This window comes from Ochrobactrum sp. BTU1, from assembly GCA_018798825.1.
Classification (GTDB): Bacteria; Pseudomonadota; Alphaproteobacteria; order Rhizobiales; family Rhizobiaceae; genus Brucella.
Genome location: CP076357.1, coordinates 197,674 through 216,805 on the forward strand (window position 1 = coordinate 197,674; position 19,132 = coordinate 216,805).

Consider the following 19,132-nt stretch of genomic DNA (forward strand, 5'->3'; position numbering starts at 1 on the left):
AGTGTTCTTTGAAGATAATTCTGACTGGTCCCGTCGGTGTGAAACCATTGCCAGCCGCCTGACACACACGTTCACTGACCGCGGATTGCGGGCGGAAAATTTTGGGTTTGTCGCATTGCGTCAAAAAGGAGCCAATGAAAGGCCTGATGGCTTTTCATATCGTGGTGACTGGCGTTGCTATCCGTGCAGCCTCGTGAAGGCTTTCCATCTTGTCCATGTGCTCAACGCCATTGATCGCGGAACTGTCGCAGATCATGCAGAACTGTCGCGCGCCATGCGCGATATGATCTTGTGGTCATCCAATACTGCAACCAATTATGTTATCGATATTATTACCGGTACGACCGGCGATACGTTGCTTGAAGGCGGTCAATTTGACGAGTGGCGTGGAAAGCGCGAGCAACTTAACCACTTTTTCTCACAACTGGATTGGCCCGAATTTGAAGCGTGCAATATCTCACAGAAATTGATGGACGATGTGCGTTATGGGCGTGAGGCACAATACGCAGGACGTGGCGGAGAAAACCTGAACGCGCTGACGCCGCTCGCGGCGGCACGACTGTTCAGCGCGCTTTTTTCAAGCGAAGCTCCGCTCTCCGCATCTTCCGAAAAAAGGGCTCAGCAGATTCTGCTGCGCGACCGCAGCAGTGCTGAAGCAAAACAGCCACATTTTCAGGTTGAGGAGTTTCTTGGCGGCGGAATCCCTGCGGATGCACAGATATGGAGCAAAGCTGGGAAGAACACCTGGACCGGTGATCCGAACGCCTCCTATTACAAACATGATCTGATCCGTGTCGCAATTCCTGGAAGCGCACCTGTAATTGTTTGTTTGATGACGCAAGGCAAGGAAATATGCGAAGAGTTCCCCGAGGCTTTCCCGGCAATTGGGAAGCTGATGTTTGAAACTTTGCTCAACAATTGATGGGTTGAGCAAAGGAGACCGTGCTACGCATCGTAGGGCGCTACAAATGCCGACAGTGTTCGTTTAAATTCTTACCGGCTACAACAGAAGACTTATCGATTAGGTAAGCCCCTTCAGCGCTAGTAGTTCTTGTGCTGTGGCCTCGTCAGTGATGAGCACCTTGGCCTTCGTCGTTAAGATGCTGGCCCGAATGATCTGGGCCTTACGAACGCCGCCAGCCGAGATGATTACTTTTGGCACTTTGCGTAGTTGCGTTGGGTTGATCGCCATGGCGCGTTTGTTGATAGGATGGTCAACGATATCGCCATCCTCATTGACAAATTGGCACAAAACATCGCCGACAGCGCCTGCATGCTGCAAGCTCTCAGCATCTTGCGACGTCAACAAGCCGCGTCGGAAGATCGATGCCTGTTTGCTGACGTCAGCAACGCTCAAAACTGCGAGGTCAATATCTGAGACCTTACCTTTGAGTGCTTTCAAATCTTCGATCTCCCACAGCTCATTGGCCAGCGTTACATTGGGAACAAAAACTGGCGCAGTAATCTGAAAGAGCTCGGTCTTATAAAACTCAGCCAAGCGCCAAGCAACTGCAGAGGGGTTGTCCGCCATGGAATGTGTCAGCCCACCAAGTAGCGAAATAACTGTCAGGTCGCTTATTTCACGCCATTTTAGATGACTCATGCAAGCTTGCAGCGTCGCGCCCCAGCCGACGCCAATTGTCAATCCGTCCTGCAGGCGGTCAGAAAGATAACGCCCAGTGGCATGACCGATCACGGCAGAGATGCTTGCCTCAGCCTGATCGGACGATGGCACCACGATGGCTTCAAAAAGCCCAAGGTGCTTCTCCAGTGCACGTTGGAGGCGGATGAGTGGTTCGGCGTGAGAGTTCAGAGAAATCTGGACAATGCCCTCATCACGGGTAGCGGCCAAGAGCCTGAAAGCCTTGATCCTGCTGATATCAAGGTGCTGTGCGACCTGCTCTTGCGTTAGCCCTTCAATATAATAGAGCCACGCGGCCCGAAGTTTCAGCTCGTCCTGATCTGCCTGAAACTTAGTTTTCGCCTTAGTGCTGCGGGCCATTATCCTACCTTTTTCGTCTTCCATTCCGGAAGGCTTATCCACTCATCTATAGGCAATAATGATGCAATAATAACCTTCACGTCAAGAATTGTTTGAAACCAGAAATGAACAAAAATATTGTTCTTGCAAAGAATGTACACATAAATCATATGTCTCGACATAAATTGTCGGCCTCTCCGTAGGAGATGCGTTTTCAAGAGGTGGAAAATGCGAATACTGATTTCAAACGACGATGGCATCGATGCTTCCGGTATTGCGATACTTGAGAGTGCCGCCCGTCTGTTAAGTGATGATGTTTGGATCATTGCGCCGGATGGAAATCGTAGCGCAAACGCACACTGCGTGTCGCTGACGCATGGGTTTTCGGTCAACAAGCTTGCAAGCAGGCGTTACTCCTGTACGGGCACCCCGGTAGATTGTGTGATTGCCGCTATTCACTGGGTGTTCCGTGACCAGCAAATGCCAGACCTTATATTGTCAGGTATCAATGCGGGACGGAATGTCGCCGAAGATGTATCATACTCAGGAACAATGGCGGTGGCACGTGAGGGCGCACTGAACGGAATAGCCTCGGTAGCCTTCTCGGCACCACGCGATTGCGAGGCGTTCGATGCGGATGCATTGGCATGGCTTGCCAGCCATATCCGTAATTTTTGGGAAACTAGAAAAGAATGGTCGCATGATGGTCACTGGCTGAACGTAAATCTGCCTCGTAAGCTGCCGGCTCCATTGGCAATGGCTGAAATTGGCCGCGACAAAAACCTGAAATATGTAAATCTGTTTGAGGAAACGGAAAACTCGGTCAGGATACAGCCACTGGCCGATCGTGATTACACATCGAACGGTCTAGATGAAAATGCGCTGATTGATGCCGGCAAGGCCAGCGTAACCAATCCGAATTGGTTTGGTCACTCGAAAGTGCCGGAGTCAGTAACTGCGCACAAGCCCCGCTGATATCGAACCTAGAAAAATGCCCCCTAGCAGAGACTAGAGGGCATTTCTTTTTTACATTTAACCTTCTGGATTTGAGCGCCTATCCACCAATAAGCGGATATACCTCCCTAATCATCTCTTCGAGGTGGTCGTTGGCAAAGCCTTCGTGCTTAAGCACCTTACTTTCAACGCGCCCATCATCAAAAAAATGATGTTCCATATAGCCGACTTCGCGTGTCCCGCCCATTTCTGGGACAAGTTCGTCTGTTGTTGTAAACGCAATGGATGAGCACCATTCAAGATGAACATTGCCGCGCTTTGATGAACGCTGCTGATGCAGATGGCCGCTCGCGATCAGGCGCAGCTTCGGATGATTTATTAGGTCTGCGAGCCGACCCCAGCCCTTAGGATCGACAGTCCAATAAGTAAGTTCAGCGATGTCTGTGTTGTCGATATAGATCGGCTGATGCGAGAATACGGCGAGGTAACGGTCACCCGATGTTGCGATCTGCTCATCGAGCCATGCATACTGTTCTGTTTCCTGTGGCAGGCCGGAGCCGATCAGCATTGAACTTATGCCAATGATCCGCCAATTGCCTTGATCGATCGTCCAGCGGTCGGCACCGAAAAAATCTGCAAACCGCGCATAGCGCGCCTGATTGATTGCGCTGCCATTTTCACTCTCGGGTTTTGAAAGCTTTGGATTGTCGCCGACGTCGTGATTGCCTGCGAGAAAATGGATGGTTTTGCCGGATTCTTTGAAGAAATCCCTGCATAGCGCATAGTCCTCGACGTACCGAATGCCGTCCAAAGTGACGTCACCAGTATGGATGATGAAGTCATGGTCTGATTCTGCAAGCGGCTCTGCAAGCAAGCGGTTGTTTTCACGGAAATGCTCGGTCCGCGGTGATAGATGCGTGTCTGAAATCTGTAATATGCTGAATTTGGACATGTTCGCTTCCTGAATGAATGACTCTTGGCCTTATAAAACCAATTTCGTACAAAAGTATTGACGGAGACTAAAAAGTTCAATAATTTTTTTGCTGGAGGAGATTGGTTTCCTAGGTTTGTGCCAAAGTGTCGCCAGTCGAGAGCTGCCTATATCGATCCGGTATCAAAGGCAGGTTTATGCATTGCATCGGGAGGAACTCGAATGTCGGGAATTGAGATCGTTAATCTCAACAAGAAGTGGGCGACATTCCATGCGGTTAATGATGCCAACTTCACCGTGGAGCCCGGCACGCTAACTGTCTTGCTGGGGCCGTCGGGTTGCGGAAAGTCCACCTCTTTGCGACTGATCGCAGGGCTGGACACGGTAACATCAGGCCAAATTATCATCGGCGGTAAAGACGTCACCAACGCTGCGCCGGCAAAGCGTGGTCTGGCTATGGTATTTCAGTCCTATGCATTGTTTCCGCATCTCACCGTTGCAGAGAACATTATTTTTGGCCTTCGGGTCCGTAGAGTATCTGCTGGCGAGCGTGACCAGCGACTGAAGCGCGCTGCGGATATACTGGGTTTATCACATCTTCTTCACCGACGGCCGTCGCAGCTTTCAGGTGGACAGCAACAGCGTGTTGCGTTGGGCCGCGCGATTGTCGCCGAAGCCTCTGTTTGTCTGATGGATGAACCCCTTTCCAATCTTGATGCACAGCTGCGTCACGATATGCGCAAAGAAATTCGAAACTTGCAGCAGCAACTCGGCATGACGATGGTCTACGTAACCCATGATCAGATTGAGGCGATGAGCCTTGCTGATCAAGTCATTCTGATGAAAGGCGGCAAGATCGAGCAGAAGGCTAAGCCTTCGGAGCTCTATTTACAGCCTGCGACCACGTTTGTTGCCCGCTTTATCGGGACGCCGCCAATGAACATCATCCGCCTTGGAGATTATGACGGTAAGGCTGCAATCAGCGGGGATCCAAAAGGGCCTGCGATTTTGAGTGAGCCGGCGAAGGGCGTTGTAGTTGGATTGCGCCCAGAAGAAATTCGTGTGGCGGAGAATGGGGGCGTGAAAGCTTCTATTGAAGCGATCGAGTATCATGGAGCAGACAGCATTCTCGAGTGCCGGGTGGGGGATCAGTCTTTACAGGTGCGTATTGAAGGTATCCGTCGCTTAAATCGGGGCGACAGCGTCGCTCTGACATGGGCGCCGTCCGCAGTGCATGTGTTTGATGAAGCCGAAGGCCATCGTGTCGAGCGGACAGCATTAGCCATTTAATCAGAAAATGATCGGGGAACGATCATCCCTTGGGAGGAGAGAATTATGAATTTGCGGGTAAAACGATCGCTAACGGTCTTCGCTACATCTGCGATGCTGTCGGTTGCTGGTGGGTGGGGGAGCGCTCAGGCTGAACCTGTCGAGATCAGTTTTTATTATCCGGTCGCCATCGGTGGTCCGGTGACGAAAATCGTGGAGGATTTGATCACCCGGTTTGAAGGACAGCACCCGGACATCAAGGTGAAGCCAATTTACTCCGGTACTTATCCGGAGACATTGAGCAAATCTCTGACGGCATTCAAATCCGGTCAGGCCCCTGAAGTTGCAGTTATGCTCTCTACGGACATATTCACTTTAATTGATGAAGATGCCATCGTTCCGTATGATGATCTTGCGACCACTGAGGATGACAAGGCTTGGCTCACGGGGTTCACGCCAGTTTTTATGGTCAACAGCAAGAGTGACGACAAAACATGGGGCGTGCCTTTCCAGCGCGGAACGACCGTGTTTTTCTGGAACAAGGAAGCTTTTAAGGAAGTTGGGCTAGATCCGGAAAAAGGTCCACAGGACTGGAAAGAAGTTGTTGATTTCGCAACGAAGCTCACAAAACGTTCCGCTGATGGAAGCACGGCGCGATGGGGAATGCAGGTACCGTCATCGTTGACGTCGTATTGGCTATTACAAGGATATGTCGCCCAAAATGGCGGTAAGCTTGCGGAGCCGGATGGGAAGACGGTCTACTTCAATGCGCCAGAAGTTGTCGAGGCCATGCAATATTGGGTAGATCTCGCTCAAAAACATAAGGTGATGAAGACAGGCGTGATCGAATGGGCGACCAACCCGAAGGATTTCTTCGAAGGCCGCGCTGCTATGATCACCACCACCAGTGGCAATCTTACCAATGTGAAAAACAATGCGCCATTTCCGTTCGGTGTGCAGGTACTGCCAAAGAACAAATCCTTTGGTGCACCAACCAGTGGCGGCAATGCGTACATTTTCAATGTAGATGATAAAGCAAAGCAGCAAGCCGCGTTCCAGTTTGTGAAATGGCTGTCGTCCGCTGACCAGGCTGCGGAGTGGAGCATCAAGACAGGTTATATAGCGGCCCGTGATGATGCATGGGAAACGGACGCCATGAGGAAATATGTAGAAGAGTTCCCCAGCGCAAAGGTCCCCCACGACCAGATTCCTTACATGGTCCCAGAACTTTCGACTTATGAAAATCAGCGGGTCGCTCGCGTCATTGACGATGCGATCGAGGCTTCGCTAACGGGTAATAAGAGCGTCTCGCAAGCGCTCGATGATGCGCAGGTCGAGGCCGAGCGGATCCTCAAGCCCTACCAGTAACTCTGTCGGAATGAGAGCTTCGTATGCCAATCGCTTGCGAAGCTTCTATTTAATCAAGAATGACAATGCGTTGTGTGCTGACAGAGCCTGTTTCCATAGACGCAAGAAGACTGGAGAAATCGCGTGAATCAGGCGAAAAACCAGATAACCCCATGGCTTCTGCTGCTACCGGCTACTGTTTTGCTGGCAGTGTTTACGCATATTCCTGCGGTGATGACATTCATCAACAGCTTTTACCAAACGCCGCGCGGTAAGCGCCCCCCGCGCTTTGTCGGGGTTGATCATTATACGACTATGATCAACGATCCAGTTTTCTGGGCAGCTCTTAAGAACAATGCAATATACGCGCTTGGTACCGTGCCGGCATCCATTGCGCTCGCAATGCTGATGGCGATCATCGTGAATTCGTCGATACGCGGTCGATCGTTGATGCGGATGTCATTCTTCATGCCAACCGTGCTGCCGATGATTGCGGTCGCTAATATCTGGCTGTTCTTTTACACACCGGGCTATGGTTTGATCGATCAGTTCCTGGGCTTGTTCGGCTTCCACGAAACAAACTGGCTGGGAAATCCTGACACCGTGCTTGGTAGTCTTATGTTGCTCGCCATCTGGAAAGAGGCTGGGTTCTTTATGATATTTTATCTGGCTGCATTGCAGCAGATCAGCCCGAGCCTGTCCGAAGCAGCGGCGCTTGAAGGCACGGGTCGCTGGTATTTCTTCCGCCGCGTCACCTTCCCGTTGCTGATGCCAACCACCTTGTTTGTGCTCATCAATGCGGTGATCAACGCGTTCCGTCTGATCGACCATGTCATTGTCATGACCCGTGGCGGGCCTGACAATGCCAGCACTTTGTTGCTCTACTACGTCTATAATGTTGCATTCCGTTTCTGGGATACTGCCTACGCATCCGCGTTAACTGTTGTGCTGCTGCTGGCGCTGGCTGTTATCGCATTCGTCCAGTTCGGAGTTCTTGATCGCAAGGTGCATTACAAATGAGTGCAATGACATTACCTCATCAACCGCGCGAGGTTTCTTTCTGGCGGGCACTTGAAACCTTGGGCTGCTATCTGTTGGGCTTGCTCTGGATTATGCCGTTACTTTATGCTGTTTGGATGGCATTTCACCCCGCGCAATACGAGGCACGTTTTGATCTCCTTGCCCCATTGACGTTCGATAACTTCACACAGGCTTGGAATGCCGCTCCCTTTGGACGCTACTTTCTGAATACATTTATGCTGATTACAACAATCCTGATCAGCCAGTTCATTATATGCACGCTTGCGGCCTATGCTTTTGCTCGTTACAATTTTCGCGGCAAAACAATTGTCTTCATGCTGGTATTGGTCCAACTGATGATCATGCCTGAAGTGCTACTTGTCGAAAATTACCGGACCATCGCCAAATTGGGACTAGTGGACACAGTCGTGGCCATGGGGCTTCCCTACATGGCGTCCGCATTCGGCATCTTTTTGCTGCGTCAGACCTTCCTCACTGTTCCCAAAGAACTTGATGATGCGGCGCGTGTCGAAGGCGCGGGTGCACTCACCACCCTTCTCAAAGTCTATGTGCCATTGGCCAAGCCAATCTATGTCGCCTACGGCTTGGTTTCAGTTAGTTATCATTGGAATAATCTCCTCTGGCCGCTGGTTATTACCAACTCAGTTTCTACCCGCCCGCTAACGGTTGGGCTGCAGGTTTTTTCCTCGCCGGATCAAGGCGTACAGTGGAGTATCATTTCAGCCGCCGCATTGATGACGTCGGCACCTTTGCTCATCGGATTTCTCTTGTTCCAGCGTCAGTTCGTGCAGAGCTTCATGCGCGCTGGTATCAAATGACGCCTGGAAACGGCGTTCATAACGGTGGGAGCAATCCGACCACGACGCTGAACTTACGGCTCATAGCAAAGCCGTAAGTTCTTTGTTGTTCCTTACGGCTAGTTATTCTGGCTTCGTATTGTTCACTTTGGACTGGCCCGTCTTATTTCCCAATATTGGCCTGTGATGGGAATTGATCAGATATTAGCAATCCAGCGCCATTTCTCAATAAGAATAGCGAAACGTATCTTCGTTTCATCACGCGAGCCCAGCTTCGAATATCGCGCAGCGAGATCGGTGTCGCTTTTTATGAAGAACGTCGATGAGTGCAACGAAAAATCAGCTATTTCGCGCCTAGCCAATGGTCGAAACTTCCTTAATGAGCCAGTCACGAAAGAGTTGTAGGGCCGTATTAGAGACGATGTCATCGTGGCTACATATAAATTTGTAGGATTCCTTAGGCTCAAAATACCGCTCGGAGACAATGCAAAGGCTTCCACGCTGCACGTCGCTTTCCACGAGTGGCCGATGAGAAAAACCTATGCCTTGCCCGGAGCGAGCAGCCGCCAATAATGTATGTTGATCGTCAAAAAACAGGTTCGAATTCGCGGGTAGGTCATCATACCCGTTGTGAGCTAACCACTTTTTCCAGTCGCTTACGTCTCTATAGTGCAGCCGAGGAATCTCAGGGTCCAAGAGTAGGTCATGTGGGTTCTTCCTACTATCCAGTAACGAAGGGCTGCAGACAGGTACGAGCCTTTCTTTAAGAATTTCAATGTTGTACATACCGGCCGGCGGATGTAGGCAGTATTTGATCTGAGCATCTTCTCTATCGTGAGCGATGGAATCTATATCGAGATTGTTTAGATGGAGCTGGATGCCTGGATTTTGCTTCAGGAAGCCAGCAATCCTGCTGGCTATGACTTCCATTGAAAAGAAGGGGCCAGCACGGACCCGAAGGATTTGGATGTTCTTGTCCTGCCCGATCAACGTCGTAACAGCGCCGATTTCGTCGAATGCACGGGCGCAAACTTCGAGCAGCAAGGCGCCTTCGGGCGTTACAGTCACGCCTTTAGGTCCCCGAACAAGCAACTGACAACCCAAAGTTTGTTCCAAAAGCTTTATTTGATGGCTTACAGCGCCTTGGCTTACTGCAAGCTCTTCTGCAGCGGCGGTAAAGCTCTGACAATGCGAAACTGCTTCGAAAGCCCGTAGAGCTCTCAAACTTGGTAGCTTTCTTCGTCTCGCTCTTGAAGTCATTGCCCTATGAATTTTTCTAATGGCGCTAAATAGTTCTTTTGCATTGATTGACATTCGGCACAAGCCTAATCGTCAATCAACAAGAATTCCTTCGCTGCTCGACCTCGCCTGATTTGAGTGGCAACGCACGCCGATGCTGAAGGAGAAAACAGGGGTTCCAAAGGAGGACGACAGTTGCGGAAGCTTCTAAAAATGGGGACTATAGCCGCTCTATTTGCAGTGTGCGGTACCCTTTCAGCTGGTGCTGAGGAAATACGGATGGGAGCGGAGGGGGCTTATGCACCCTTTAATTATCTGGATCCAAGCGGGCAGTTGAAAGGCTTTGACATTGATGTTGGCAATGCGATTTGTGAAAAATTAAAAGCCAATTGCGTATGGAGCGCCAACGAATGGAGCGGGATTATTCCAGCGCTTCAGTCAAAGAAGTTTGACGTTATGGCCTCATCGATGGCGATTACTGAATCACGTATGCAGCAGGTCAGCTTCTCTAATCCCTATTACTACAACACCATGCGGTTCGTTGCTTTGAAGGAACTTGGCCTGAAGGACGTCACACCGGAAGGTGCGAAGGGTAAAGTTATTGGTACGCAAACCGGCTCCGTTGCAGTTGATGCGTTGCAGCGTTTTTTTCCCGATAATGAGGTGAAGCTCTATCCGACTTTGGAAGAGGCTTTCTTGGACATTGAAAACGGCCGTATCGACCTGTTGCTTGAATCCAAATTTGCGCTGAGCGACTGGATTAAGAAAGGGGCCGATTGCTGCGAATTTGTCGGTGACGAATTCCTTCTGGACGGTACTGTGGGTGCCGGAATGGCTTTCCGCAAAGATGATGACGAACTGCGCACACGCGTCAACAAGGCGCTTACAGAGATTATCGCGGACGGAAGTTACGACAAGATCAGTGCCAAGTACTTTGATTTCGACATTCGGGAGAAGCCGAAATTCGCGAGTGAGATATTCGGGAAGTAGTCCGTTGCTTCCCCGTGCACCTGATTCAAAACACCACATTGGCTCAGGTGCGCGCGACTCACTGCTAATATTTTGGCCGGCCGCTATTTCGTTACGACGGAATGCGATTGGTATTCACTAGAGAAGAAAGAGCGCTCCGTGTCCTATCGTGTTGCGATCATCGAACTCATCAATGAAAGTAATACATTCACGCAAAATCGCACGAGCATCAGCGATTTCCGTGCATCGCATTATTTCAAGGGCGATGAAATCCCATCTAATTTCCGAGGCACCGGTTCTGAGGTCGGTGGCGCGATAGCGGTTGCGGAAGAGAAGGGGTGGGCGCCCGTTTACATCGTCGCAGCCCATGCGGAGCCAAATGGGCCGGTTCTTGAAACTGCTCGGTTCGAAATTACCGAGGAATGTCTGCGTCGATTAAAAGAAGCGGGGCCATTAGACGGCATATTTGTTGCTCTGCACGGTGCAATGGTAACGGAGACAGATCAGGACGGCGACAGTCAGTTCCTACGGGAAATCCGGTCTTTAGTAGGGCACAATGTTCCTATCGCTATCACCCTTGACCTTCACGCGAACATTTTCGATGAGTTGGCTGATCTTGTACAGATCGCGGTTTCATTCCGGACTTATCCTCATATTGATATGAAAGATGTTGGGGCCGAAGCCTGTGCGCTGTTGGACCGAACGATGAGGGGCGAAATCGAGCCTGTCCTCGCCATTTCGCGTCCCCCAATGCTTCTGGGTTGTGACGATGGGCGCACCACAGATAATGGGCCAATGTGTCGTCTGCTCGAAAGTGCTGATCGAGAAATGCAGCAACTAGGCATCCTGAATGTAGCGATCAATGCTGGTTTCACTGATGCCGATGTTTGGGCGGCTGGGCCGAGCGTTATCGTGACTTTCGACCAAAAGGTCGTCGAACAGAAAGCCGCTTTTGAGGTTGCCAGCAGGGTATGCGACGAGATCTGGTCCTATAAAGATCAGTGGTCTCAGCCAGTGCCACTAAATGAATGTATCCGGCAACTTGACGAGGCCCGGGGCATTGAGGGGACTGTTGTCGTTGCTGATTTTTCCGATAACCCAGGATCGGGCGCTTACAGCGATTGCACCGCACTCATTGCGGCCATGCTCGAGGCCGGTGTGACGAATGCTGCTGCTGGCGCTCTTCTCGATCCTGAGGCGGTGGCTGAGATCGCAACCAGTGCGATAGGAGAGACTGTAACCGTAACGATTGGCGGCAAATCGGACCCATCTATTGGCGGTGGTCCCTTGACTGTGACCGGCCGCGTTATGTCCATCCGCGATGGTAGCTTCGTGTTTGAGGGGCCGATGTTTACTGGTTTACCCGGAACGACAGGGAAGGCGGTGTGCCTGCGTGTGGACGGGATCGATATCATGATCGTGTCGGAGCGTATGCAGATGCTTGATCAGAACATTTTTCGTATCGTTGGCATCGAGCCAAAGGACAAGTCTGTTCTGGCGGTTAAGTCAATGCAGCATTTCAAAGGCGCCTTCGGTCCGATTGCAACGCGGATCATCGTAACTGATGCAGGTGGTTTGAGTTCGCCTGATTTATCAAGACGAGCTTATTCCAGGTTAAGGCGTCCTGTTTTTCCGTTGGATACATTGCCTGAGCAGTAACACACGTGGTGCTGAGGCAGCATCTCATTTTAGACATTGATCTGGATATTCCGGTTGAGCGGAACAGTTAGGATGACGTTTCGCATCGCTAAACTTCGCTCCAGATCGGTCTTTGGGCCATGGATGGAGGACCGATGACGACATCGCCAATTTTTGCCGGACTGACAATCGAAGCTGCCGAAATACGGATCATACGGCTGCCGCTACTTGTGCCTTTTGTGATTTCAACCGGAACAATGACCGAAAAGGTCATTCCAATCCTCACGTTACGAGCCGGCGGCCTCAACGGCTACGCTGAAGGTGTGATGGATCCATTTCCAGATTATCTGGAGGAAACTATTGCCGGCTCCGTGTCGTTCTTGCGCGATGTCCTGCTGCCTCAGATTGTTGGAAAGCGCTTCGCTAGCCCGGCGGATCTTTTAAAAGTGCTTGATCCATGGCGCGGACACAGAATGAGCAAAGCAATGGTAGAGATGGCCTTGTGGGATCTGTGGTCCAAAGCACTCAACCTGCCTTTGAGTGTCGCGTTGGGTGGCGTGCGAGATTCTGTCGAGGTGGGCGTTAGCATCGGGATTGCCGATATTGCAACGACCATCGAGCGGGTCGCAGTTTCACTCGATGACGGTTACAAGCGCGTTAAGTTGAAGATCAAACGTGGGCACGATCTTGCCTTGGTAAAGGCGGTGCGAGAGAATTTTCCTGAGGCGCACCTAACTGTCGACGCCAACACTGCTTATCGGCTTTCCGATCTGCCGCTCCTTAAGGCGATGGATGCTTTCGCGCTTGACTACATTGAACAGCCGCTGGCGTTCGACGATATTACCGATCATGTGAAAGTTCAGGAAAAGCTGGTGACGGCTATCTGCCTGGATGAGAGTATTCGTTCTTCAGCAGATGTGCGCAAGGCGCTTGTAGCGGGCGCATGCCGTGTCATCAACATCAAAGTGGGGCGTGTCGGTGGCCACAGCGCCTCCCGCGCAATTCACGATGTTTGTGCAGCGTTCGACGTGCCTGTCTGGTGCGGCGGAATGCTTGAGGCAGGTATTGGTCGGGCACATAATATTCACCTGTCGACGCTGCAAAATTTTAGCAAGCCGGGAGATACATCCTCTGCAAGCCGCTACTTCCCGCGGGATATCGTCAATGAGCCGCTGGAGGCAGAAAATGGATGCATGGCCGTTCCCAAGAACGGTCCGGGTATCGGAGTGACGCTGGATCACCAATTTCTTGATACCGTTACCAGCCATCGTGAGGATTTCCGCGCATGAGCGACGTGTTAATCCGTGAGCTCGACTCTATTGCAGAGATGAAAGTTTCCGAGGAAGTGCAAAGGCTGGTTTGGGGTGAGGACGACCCTGTCGACGCTTCCGATCTGCTGCTTGCCATTCAGCATGAAGGCGGTCTTGTCGCGGGAGCATTCTCCGGTCAAAAGATGGTAGGTTTCCTCTTTGGTTTTCCAAGTTTGACAGCGGGTATTCAGCATTCTCATCGCCTGGCTGTACTACCGGAAGCCAGAGGTTTAAAAATCGGAGCTCAAATGAAATGGTTCCAGCGCAATTGGTGCCTTTCACGAGGCATCACTCATGTCCGCTGGACCTATGATCCGATCCGGGCAGTCAATGCCAAGCTGAATATTGCAAGGCTGGGCGGCACTTCGTCTACTTACCACGTCAATTATTACGGTCCGATGGTAGGTATCAATTCCGGTTTGCCGTCCGACAGAATAGTTGTCGACTGGCAGTTAGACGATCCGGATGTAGAAGCGCGATTCCATGACCAGACAGTTCATTATCCGGCTGATGCTCGACGTGTGAAAATTCCGGCTGACATTGATCATCTACTCGCCCATGACCGGTCAGCTGCCATGAGCGAAAGGCTGTTGTTGCGTCAAGAGCTGTTAACGGCCTTCAACGAAGGAAAGCGCATTGTCGGCTTCGATCCCCGAAAAGCTGATTACTTGTTGCTTTGAAGCCGGAAGCTCAATTTTCAAATGATGGGGATGCAACTGCGCTTCTTGACAACAATCATGTCAGAGCGTCTATGATCGGTCTTAAACTGCTCTCCAAGGACTTCCGGCGGGATGACATAGATCATTTTGCACTCTCGGCTCCTTTTGAAGGCCTATCAAGCTGATATAGCACTCGTTTTCAAGTCGATCTAAACTGAACATGAACGATGTTGTATGCAACGCGTAATTGCGCGGTTCTCGAGACGCTTTTAGTTAATTACATGGATTGGTCGTTCTCAATTAAATGGGAAAGTAGGTCAGTACCCTATTATTTCCGCGATTGCTCGGGTAGGAATTCGTCATGGACACATTTAACGTCATGCGTACCTTTCGACGCATTGTAGAGATTGGCGGACTGGCTAAAGCAGCGGAAGATTTGGGCATATCTCCTGCTGGCCTAAGCAAGCAGTTGCGTGCGCTGGAGGCGCATTTGGATACAGTTCTTATTCAGCGCACCACACGCAGTATGAGCCTCACCGAAACAGGCCGTACCTACTATGCTGAGTGCTGCCGGTTATTGGATGAATTGGAAACGCTGGAACGTTCTGTAAAGCAGCAATCGGACCGCGTGACTGGTAAGTTGCGGGTCAATGCACCGTTGTCTTTTGCGCTGAGTGTCCTGTCACCGCTAATCGCGGATTTTCTTCTGAAATATCCGGATTTGACGCTTGAACTGGTAATGGAAGATCGACTTGTTGATGCTGTTTCCCACGGGTTTGATGTGTCAATTCGATTGCGCGCTGGCCTAGAGGATTCCACACTTATTGCTCGTCGTCTTGCGACTATTGAGCAGAAGTTATGTGCTTCTACGAGCTATGTTAGAAAATACGGAGAGCCAATTACGCTTAGCGATTTGAAAAAGCATAAAATGATCAGTTACAGTTTGGCGCATACGCCGGGCGTCGTTCTTGAGGACAAGCCAGACGGCAATCCACAAAATCCAAACGGAGTGTTGTTTTACGGAGAATACAGCGAAGTCAACAACAGTCTTATGTTGCGTGATCTCCTGATTGCAGGGCTTGGGATTGGTGCACTGCCTTCATTTCTGGCTGATCCTGCAATTGAGGCAGGGCAATTACAACGCGTATTGCCATCAATCGTCAACGAACACCGTCACATCTATGCGGTTTATCCGACCAACAGGCATTTACAGCCAAAGGTTAAAGCGTTTGTTGAATATCTGGCGGCTCGATTACCCTCGATTATTTAACGATGAAGCCTGATAGGTCATTTCTGAACCCAGAGTAAAAACTGTCTGCACTGCCACATACTTATTCCCGGTCGATCGGGAGGCTATCGTGATGTCTGAAATACAAGGACAGCACAATGACACTTTACTCAAAAAGAGATGACGAAACCACTTCGACAGCCACACCACTGATCATTGACTTCTTTCACGACGCCGTTTGCGGATGGTGTTATGTCATGTCACCGCGACTTCGAAAAGTTGCAGAGGAGATCGGGGTTCAGGTTCGCCACCGAACCTATATCTTGCAGGATAGCCGTGAGCAAATGGTGCAGGTATTCGGCTCCATGGCTCGTGCAAAGCGTGAAATTCTCACCCATTGGGAGGCTTGCGCTAAACAAGATGATTCACAGTCGATTGATATTGAAGGTATGCGTCAGCAGGGCTTCGAGTATCCAAACGGCTTGTTGGCAGCAATTGCTTGTCAGGCAGCACATATACTGGCCGGAAATCTTGGACATGGCGACTACTTCGATGCGGTTCAAAGAGCGCACCTGACGCAGAGCCGTAATATCGGCGATCCTGCCGTCTTGCAGGATATTGCCGTCGCACAAGGTTTTGACAGTGAGGCGTTTCGCGCAGCGTTCAAGAGTGAAGCGGCCTATCAACGCGTTATGACGGATCGCGAAGAAGCGCAAAAGCTCGGAATCCGATCCGTTCCTACATTGATCGTTTCTTCTCCCCGGAGCGGTGATGTGTTGGGGCAGTTACAGACCACTTCAACGGAACAGCTCAAGAGCAGTTTGCAGGCGATGGTGCCTGTCTCTCCGCGTTCTAAAGCATAGTAATTATAAAGGAAAAACCATGTCACTTAAACTTGCAAACCGTCTCTTCGGTTTATTTTTGCTCGCTACAACCAGCACATTTGCGGCATTTTCCGCTTCTAGCGCTGATGCAGATAATCGAGCTTCAAATTCGTTTGACAGCCAACAGGTTGGTGTCAGTCCGTGGGGGCCTGCGGATGAAATCGGCCGTCTTAACCTTATTACACCCGCTTCGCGCGCAGCAATTCTAGCCCGGCTGGACGGTAGCAAGGTATATGATCTTGCAACAGAATACTATCTCGGCATGCCGAGCTGGCAGGATGCCGGAGATCCGCACTACCAGTTCTGGATGACCCATACGCCACGCGGCACTGCCATCGATGACCCGATGGGCGTTGGCGAAGACATGAATGCCACCCGAAGTTATACCGGGACAGCCTTTTCAATGTACAGCCACACAGGGACGCATATTGATGCACTCAACCATTTCGGGATTCACGGCAAAATCTGGAACGGGTTTAAGGCTGACGAACATCTTGGAGATCGAGGCTGGAACAGAACCGGCATTGAGAAATTTCCGCCATTGATCGCGCGCGGTGTCTTGATCGACGTCGCAGCCGCCAAGGGTGTGGAGATGTTGGCTGATCAATATCGCATTACGCGGCAGGACCTCAAAGACGCGCTGGCCCGGCAGAAAACTGTCCTGCAGGAAGGCGACATTGTCTTGATCCGCACCGGCCGCATGAAACTCTTTAATGACCCGAAAGCTTACATGAGTGCACCTCCAGGAATGGGATTGGATGCGGCGCGTTATCTCGTCGAGGAAGGCGGTGCAATGATTGTTGGTGCAGACAATCTCAGTTTTGAGACTTTTCCTTCCGAAGTGGAGGATGACTATGTTCCCTTGCACACCTACCTACTTGCCCAACAAGGTGCTCCAATCATTGAGTTGATTGCACTTGATGAGTTATCAAAGGACAAGGTTTTTGAATTCGCATTTATAGGAGGGCCTCTGAAAATCCGGGGAGGTGACGCAGCGCCTTTACGTCCGGTCGCAGTTCCTCTGAGGTCATCTTCCCAATAAGCGGAGGAATGAAGTCTGGAGATCGTGCTTCGCCTTGGACCTGAATTTTCAGACAAGCAATTTGTTTCCGGTTCAAACTGGCAGTTCTCACCTAATTAAGCCTTGCGCAATCGGGCGGCACTTTCGTAAGTGCCGCCCGAGTAATATTTCAGCCGAACGATATGCCGTAATCCCAAACTACAGTTTCATTGCTAAGTCTAGCGCGACAGCCTTCCTAAGATATCCAGCCTTTGGCTAGGGAAAAATCTTGCGGCCACCTGATAAGCTGCGGCTTGAGACCGTGGTCGACGCTCACCACAATAGACTGATACGTAAGGCGCGATTCGTTTTACCTCGGAAAAGGAACCTTACTATGTTGCCACTGACAATAGTAAACGTCGGTGAGATACGGCTCCAGGGCCCTGAATAATAAGGCCGCGTTGAGGTCACCAAAAAAAGAATGATTGCCAACTCTTCGCGGGCCGTCTATTTAGCAAGAAAAAGCTTGGAAAAAGGTTTGTGACATGGCAACGACGGCGCTCATTCTCGCTCAGGCTGTAATTGTATTTGGCTTTGCTCTTTGGGCTACGATCGCCACAGCCAACAATTTTCGAGATTTCAAAGGATCAGCATTTGTCATAGGCGCTACGATGAGCATGAGCTTGCTGGATGAGCATCCCATGGTGGCAACACCTCTCAAACGTCGTCGCATCACAAATCCAGTTTGGTCGCGACTTGCCGTTGCTCTGATCGCCGCGATCCAGCTGTGCATTGCAATTCTGCTCTGGACCAGTACGGCGTTTTTTGTTTTTGGGGAGCCGCAATCGGCAAGAATCCTGGCTACGCTCGGCTTGGTCGGCTTGATAGGACTATGCTTCATTTTTTTGCTGGGCGGCATGTGGTTCGCATACTGGATCAGGCAGGATGTATTGCAGCTGACGCATATCGGTCTCCTTGCGAGTGCGCTGGTGGCTGTGATGATGATGCAACTTTGAATGCCTCATCCATCTGCGATACAGCGACTGATTTCGCCCTGGAAGGGCAATTTCACTGCATTCAAAGATTGCAAGCGGAGCGCTCGGAGCCTGTTTGAACGTGTGCGATATTGAGACTTGACCACCGGCGGATTTAAACAAAACTCGGCTTATCGGGGAAAGTATTATATGGGACGTTTCTCATTAGAAGTCGTTGCAGATGTGATTGCTGGCAGGATGAACGTCGGCAAACGACAGCTGATCGCTTTTTCCGCTCCATGGGTCTCAGGTGGTCGGCAATTTGGGACCCTGAGAGCTGTGATCTCGTCGTGCTTTCACGGTAATTTCGAAGCTTTGGCCATTTTAGCACCGTGGATTTTCTCATTGAGGTGTCGGCGCTACGATCCGACGCTGAAGGTGGCCGAAGCTGAGGAATTAGGCTGTATCTCAGACATGTCGATCCGGACGAAAAACTGGAGTGATCCGCAATGAACGCTGAGCCAAAAAGTCTGCGGGAGAGGCTTGAAATCCAATTGGCCGACGGTCGGGATAACGCATTGCTCCGTTTCGCGCTCGGTAGTGCGCTAATAAAGGACGGTGACGCTAGTGGCGCGTTGTTACACCTCGATAAAGCCATACAGCATGATCCCAGCTACTCGGCAGCATGGAAGTCGCTTGGATTAGCGCTACGCGCGCTTGGTCGCTTCGATGAAGCCGAGACGGCTTGGCTGAAGGGTGCGGAGGTTGCTCAACGGCGGGGCGACATCCAGGCTGCACGGGAGATGAGCGTTTTCATCAAACGTCTTCATCGCCAAAAGTCCGCGAATGCGGGATAAGCTCTGTTGCAATTACCATGGAGCAAAACCTTTTAGTCCGGTAACAAAACACCT

The 19,132-nt window shown here is 50.9% G+C and carries 19 protein-coding genes; 16 read left to right on the top strand and 3 right to left on the bottom strand.

Annotated elements, in window-relative coordinates; genetic code table 11:
• Position 1 precedes the first annotated feature (1 nt).
• Entirely contained in the window at positions 2-922 is a 921-nt protein-coding gene (locus KMS41_24555; protein ID QWK81665.1) for a class A beta-lactamase-related serine hydrolase, read from the top strand.
• Between the two features lie 99 nt (positions 923-1,021).
• Here KMS41_24555 and KMS41_24560 read toward each other — a convergent pair whose 3' ends face one another.
• Entirely contained in the window at positions 1,022-2,005 is a 984-nt protein-coding gene (locus tag KMS41_24560) for a sugar-binding transcriptional regulator (protein ID QWK81845.1), read from the bottom strand.
• Positions 2,006-2,209: 204 nt separating this feature from the next.
• Here KMS41_24560 and KMS41_24565 point away from each other — a divergent pair, with 204 nt between their 5' ends.
• On the top strand, positions 2,210-2,956 hold the full coding sequence (locus KMS41_24565) for a 5'/3'-nucleotidase SurE (GenBank protein QWK81666.1): 747 nt from the start codon (positions 2,210-2,212) through the stop codon (positions 2,954-2,956).
• 79 nt (positions 2,957-3,035) lie between these two features.
• On the opposite strand, the gene KMS41_24570 is transcribed toward KMS41_24565, so the two are convergent.
• The gene (locus KMS41_24570) at positions 3,036-3,887 is read right to left on the bottom strand and encodes a metallophosphoesterase (protein ID QWK81667.1); all 852 of its coding nucleotides are present in this window, start codon (positions 3,885-3,887) and stop codon (positions 3,036-3,038) included.
• A 201-nt stretch (positions 3,888-4,088) separates the two neighbouring features.
• Here KMS41_24570 and KMS41_24575 point away from each other — a divergent pair, with 201 nt between their 5' ends.
• The 4 genes from KMS41_24575 to KMS41_24590 all read left to right on the top strand — a co-directional run bounded on the left by KMS41_24575 (position 4,089) and on the right by KMS41_24590 (position 8,341).
• Positions 4,089-5,156 carry an ABC transporter ATP-binding protein gene (locus KMS41_24575; protein ID QWK81668.1) on the top strand — a complete coding sequence of 356 codons (1,068 nt, stop codon included), beginning with the start codon at positions 4,089-4,091 and terminating at the stop codon, positions 5,154-5,156.
• Positions 5,157-5,201: 45 nt separating this feature from the next.
• A complete protein-coding gene (locus tag KMS41_24580) occupies positions 5,202-6,503 on the top strand; it encodes an ABC transporter substrate-binding protein (GenBank protein ID QWK81669.1) in 1,302 nt (433 codons plus the stop codon).
• 123 nt (positions 6,504-6,626) lie between these two features.
• Positions 6,627-7,502 carry a sugar ABC transporter permease gene (locus KMS41_24585; protein QWK81670.1) on the top strand — a complete coding sequence of 292 codons (876 nt, stop codon included), beginning with the start codon at positions 6,627-6,629 and terminating at the stop codon, positions 7,500-7,502.
• Positions 7,499-8,341, top strand: a complete 843-nt coding sequence (locus KMS41_24590; protein QWK81671.1) for a carbohydrate ABC transporter permease — start codon at positions 7,499-7,501, stop codon at positions 8,339-8,341. Before KMS41_24585 ends, KMS41_24590 begins: the two co-directional genes overlap by 4 nt.
• A 333-nt stretch (positions 8,342-8,674) precedes the next feature.
• On the opposite strand, the gene KMS41_24595 is transcribed toward KMS41_24590, so the two are convergent.
• Positions 8,675-9,580, bottom strand: coding sequence for a LysR family transcriptional regulator (locus KMS41_24595; protein QWK81846.1), 906 nt, complete (start codon positions 9,578-9,580; stop codon positions 8,675-8,677).
• 192 nt (positions 9,581-9,772) lie between these two features.
• Here KMS41_24595 and KMS41_24600 point away from each other — a divergent pair, with 192 nt between their 5' ends.
• The 10 genes from KMS41_24600 (at position 9,773) to KMS41_24645 (ending at position 19,078) form a co-directional block, all read left to right on the top strand.
• On the top strand, positions 9,773-10,549 hold the full coding sequence (locus tag KMS41_24600) for an ABC transporter substrate-binding protein (GenBank protein ID QWK81847.1): 777 nt from the start codon (positions 9,773-9,775) through the stop codon (positions 10,547-10,549).
• Positions 10,550-10,687: 138 nt separating this feature from the next.
• Complete coding sequence (locus KMS41_24605) at positions 10,688-12,187, top strand: M81 family metallopeptidase (protein ID QWK81672.1); 1,500 nt, start codon at positions 10,688-10,690, stop codon at positions 12,185-12,187.
• A gap of 134 nt (positions 12,188-12,321) precedes the next feature.
• Positions 12,322-13,455: an o-succinylbenzoate synthase gene (gene menC / locus KMS41_24610; GenBank protein ID QWK81673.1), complete on the top strand. Its 1,134-nt coding sequence runs from the start codon at positions 12,322-12,324 to the stop codon at positions 13,453-13,455.
• Positions 13,452-14,156, top strand: coding sequence for a GNAT family N-acetyltransferase (locus KMS41_24615; protein ID QWK81674.1), 705 nt, complete (start codon positions 13,452-13,454; stop codon positions 14,154-14,156). Before menC ends, KMS41_24615 begins: the two co-directional genes overlap by 4 nt.
• 340 nt (positions 14,157-14,496) lie before the next feature.
• Positions 14,497-15,405 carry a LysR family transcriptional regulator gene (locus KMS41_24620; GenBank protein QWK81675.1) on the top strand — a complete coding sequence of 303 codons (909 nt, stop codon included), beginning with the start codon at positions 14,497-14,499 and terminating at the stop codon, positions 15,403-15,405.
• 116 nt (positions 15,406-15,521) lie between these two features.
• Complete coding sequence (locus KMS41_24625; GenBank protein QWK81676.1) at positions 15,522-16,226, top strand: DsbA family protein; 705 nt, start codon at positions 15,522-15,524, stop codon at positions 16,224-16,226.
• Positions 16,227-16,245: 19 nt separating this feature from the next.
• Positions 16,246-17,289 (top strand): cyclase family protein, encoded by a 1,044-nt coding sequence (locus KMS41_24630; GenBank protein ID QWK81677.1) that lies wholly within the window; start codon positions 16,246-16,248, stop codon positions 17,287-17,289.
• Between the two features lie 503 nt (positions 17,290-17,792).
• Entirely contained in the window at positions 17,793-18,263 is a 471-nt protein-coding gene (locus KMS41_24635; protein QWK81678.1) for a DUF2165 domain-containing protein, read from the top strand.
• Positions 18,264-18,431: 168 nt separating this feature from the next.
• On the top strand, positions 18,432-18,734 hold the full coding sequence (locus KMS41_24640) for a hypothetical protein (protein ID QWK81679.1): 303 nt from the start codon (positions 18,432-18,434) through the stop codon (positions 18,732-18,734).
• Positions 18,731-19,078 (top strand): tetratricopeptide repeat protein, encoded by a 348-nt coding sequence (locus KMS41_24645; protein ID QWK81680.1) that lies wholly within the window; start codon positions 18,731-18,733, stop codon positions 19,076-19,078. Before KMS41_24640 ends, KMS41_24645 begins: the two co-directional genes overlap by 4 nt.
• The last annotated feature ends 54 nt before the right edge of the window (positions 19,079-19,132 follow it).

Bases quoted from the DNA above. Each gene is read 5' to 3' on its own strand.
- KMS41_24595 (QWK81846.1), bottom strand. From the start codon at position 9,580: ATGACTTCAAGAGCGAGACGAAGAAAGCTACCAAGTTTGAGAGCTCTA.
- KMS41_24615 (QWK81674.1), top strand. From the start codon at position 13,452: ATGAGCGACGTGTTAATCCGTGAGCTCGACTCTATTGCAGAGATGAAA.
- menC (QWK81673.1), top strand. From the start codon at position 12,322: ATGACGACATCGCCAATTTTTGCCGGACTGACAATCGAAGCTGCCGAA.
- KMS41_24600 (QWK81847.1), top strand. From the start codon at position 9,773: ATGGGGACTATAGCCGCTCTATTTGCAGTGTGCGGTACCCTTTCAGCT.
- KMS41_24575 (QWK81668.1), top strand. From the start codon at position 4,089: ATGTCGGGAATTGAGATCGTTAATCTCAACAAGAAGTGGGCGACATTC.
- KMS41_24580 (QWK81669.1), top strand. From the start codon at position 5,202: ATGAATTTGCGGGTAAAACGATCGCTAACGGTCTTCGCTACATCTGCG.
- KMS41_24590 (QWK81671.1), top strand. From the start codon at position 7,499: ATGAGTGCAATGACATTACCTCATCAACCGCGCGAGGTTTCTTTCTGG.
- KMS41_24620 (QWK81675.1), top strand. From the start codon at position 14,497: ATGGACACATTTAACGTCATGCGTACCTTTCGACGCATTGTAGAGATT.
- KMS41_24645 (QWK81680.1), top strand. From the start codon at position 18,731: ATGAACGCTGAGCCAAAAAGTCTGCGGGAGAGGCTTGAAATCCAATTG.
- KMS41_24565 (QWK81666.1), top strand. From the start codon at position 2,210: ATGCGAATACTGATTTCAAACGACGATGGCATCGATGCTTCCGGTATT.
- KMS41_24640 (QWK81679.1), top strand. From the start codon at position 18,432: ATGGGACGTTTCTCATTAGAAGTCGTTGCAGATGTGATTGCTGGCAGG.
- KMS41_24630 (QWK81677.1), top strand. From the start codon at position 16,246: ATGTCACTTAAACTTGCAAACCGTCTCTTCGGTTTATTTTTGCTCGCT.
- KMS41_24570 (QWK81667.1), bottom strand. From the start codon at position 3,887: ATGTCCAAATTCAGCATATTACAGATTTCAGACACGCATCTATCACCG.
- KMS41_24625 (QWK81676.1), top strand. From the start codon at position 15,522: ATGACACTTTACTCAAAAAGAGATGACGAAACCACTTCGACAGCCACA.
- KMS41_24635 (QWK81678.1), top strand. From the start codon at position 17,793: ATGGCAACGACGGCGCTCATTCTCGCTCAGGCTGTAATTGTATTTGGC.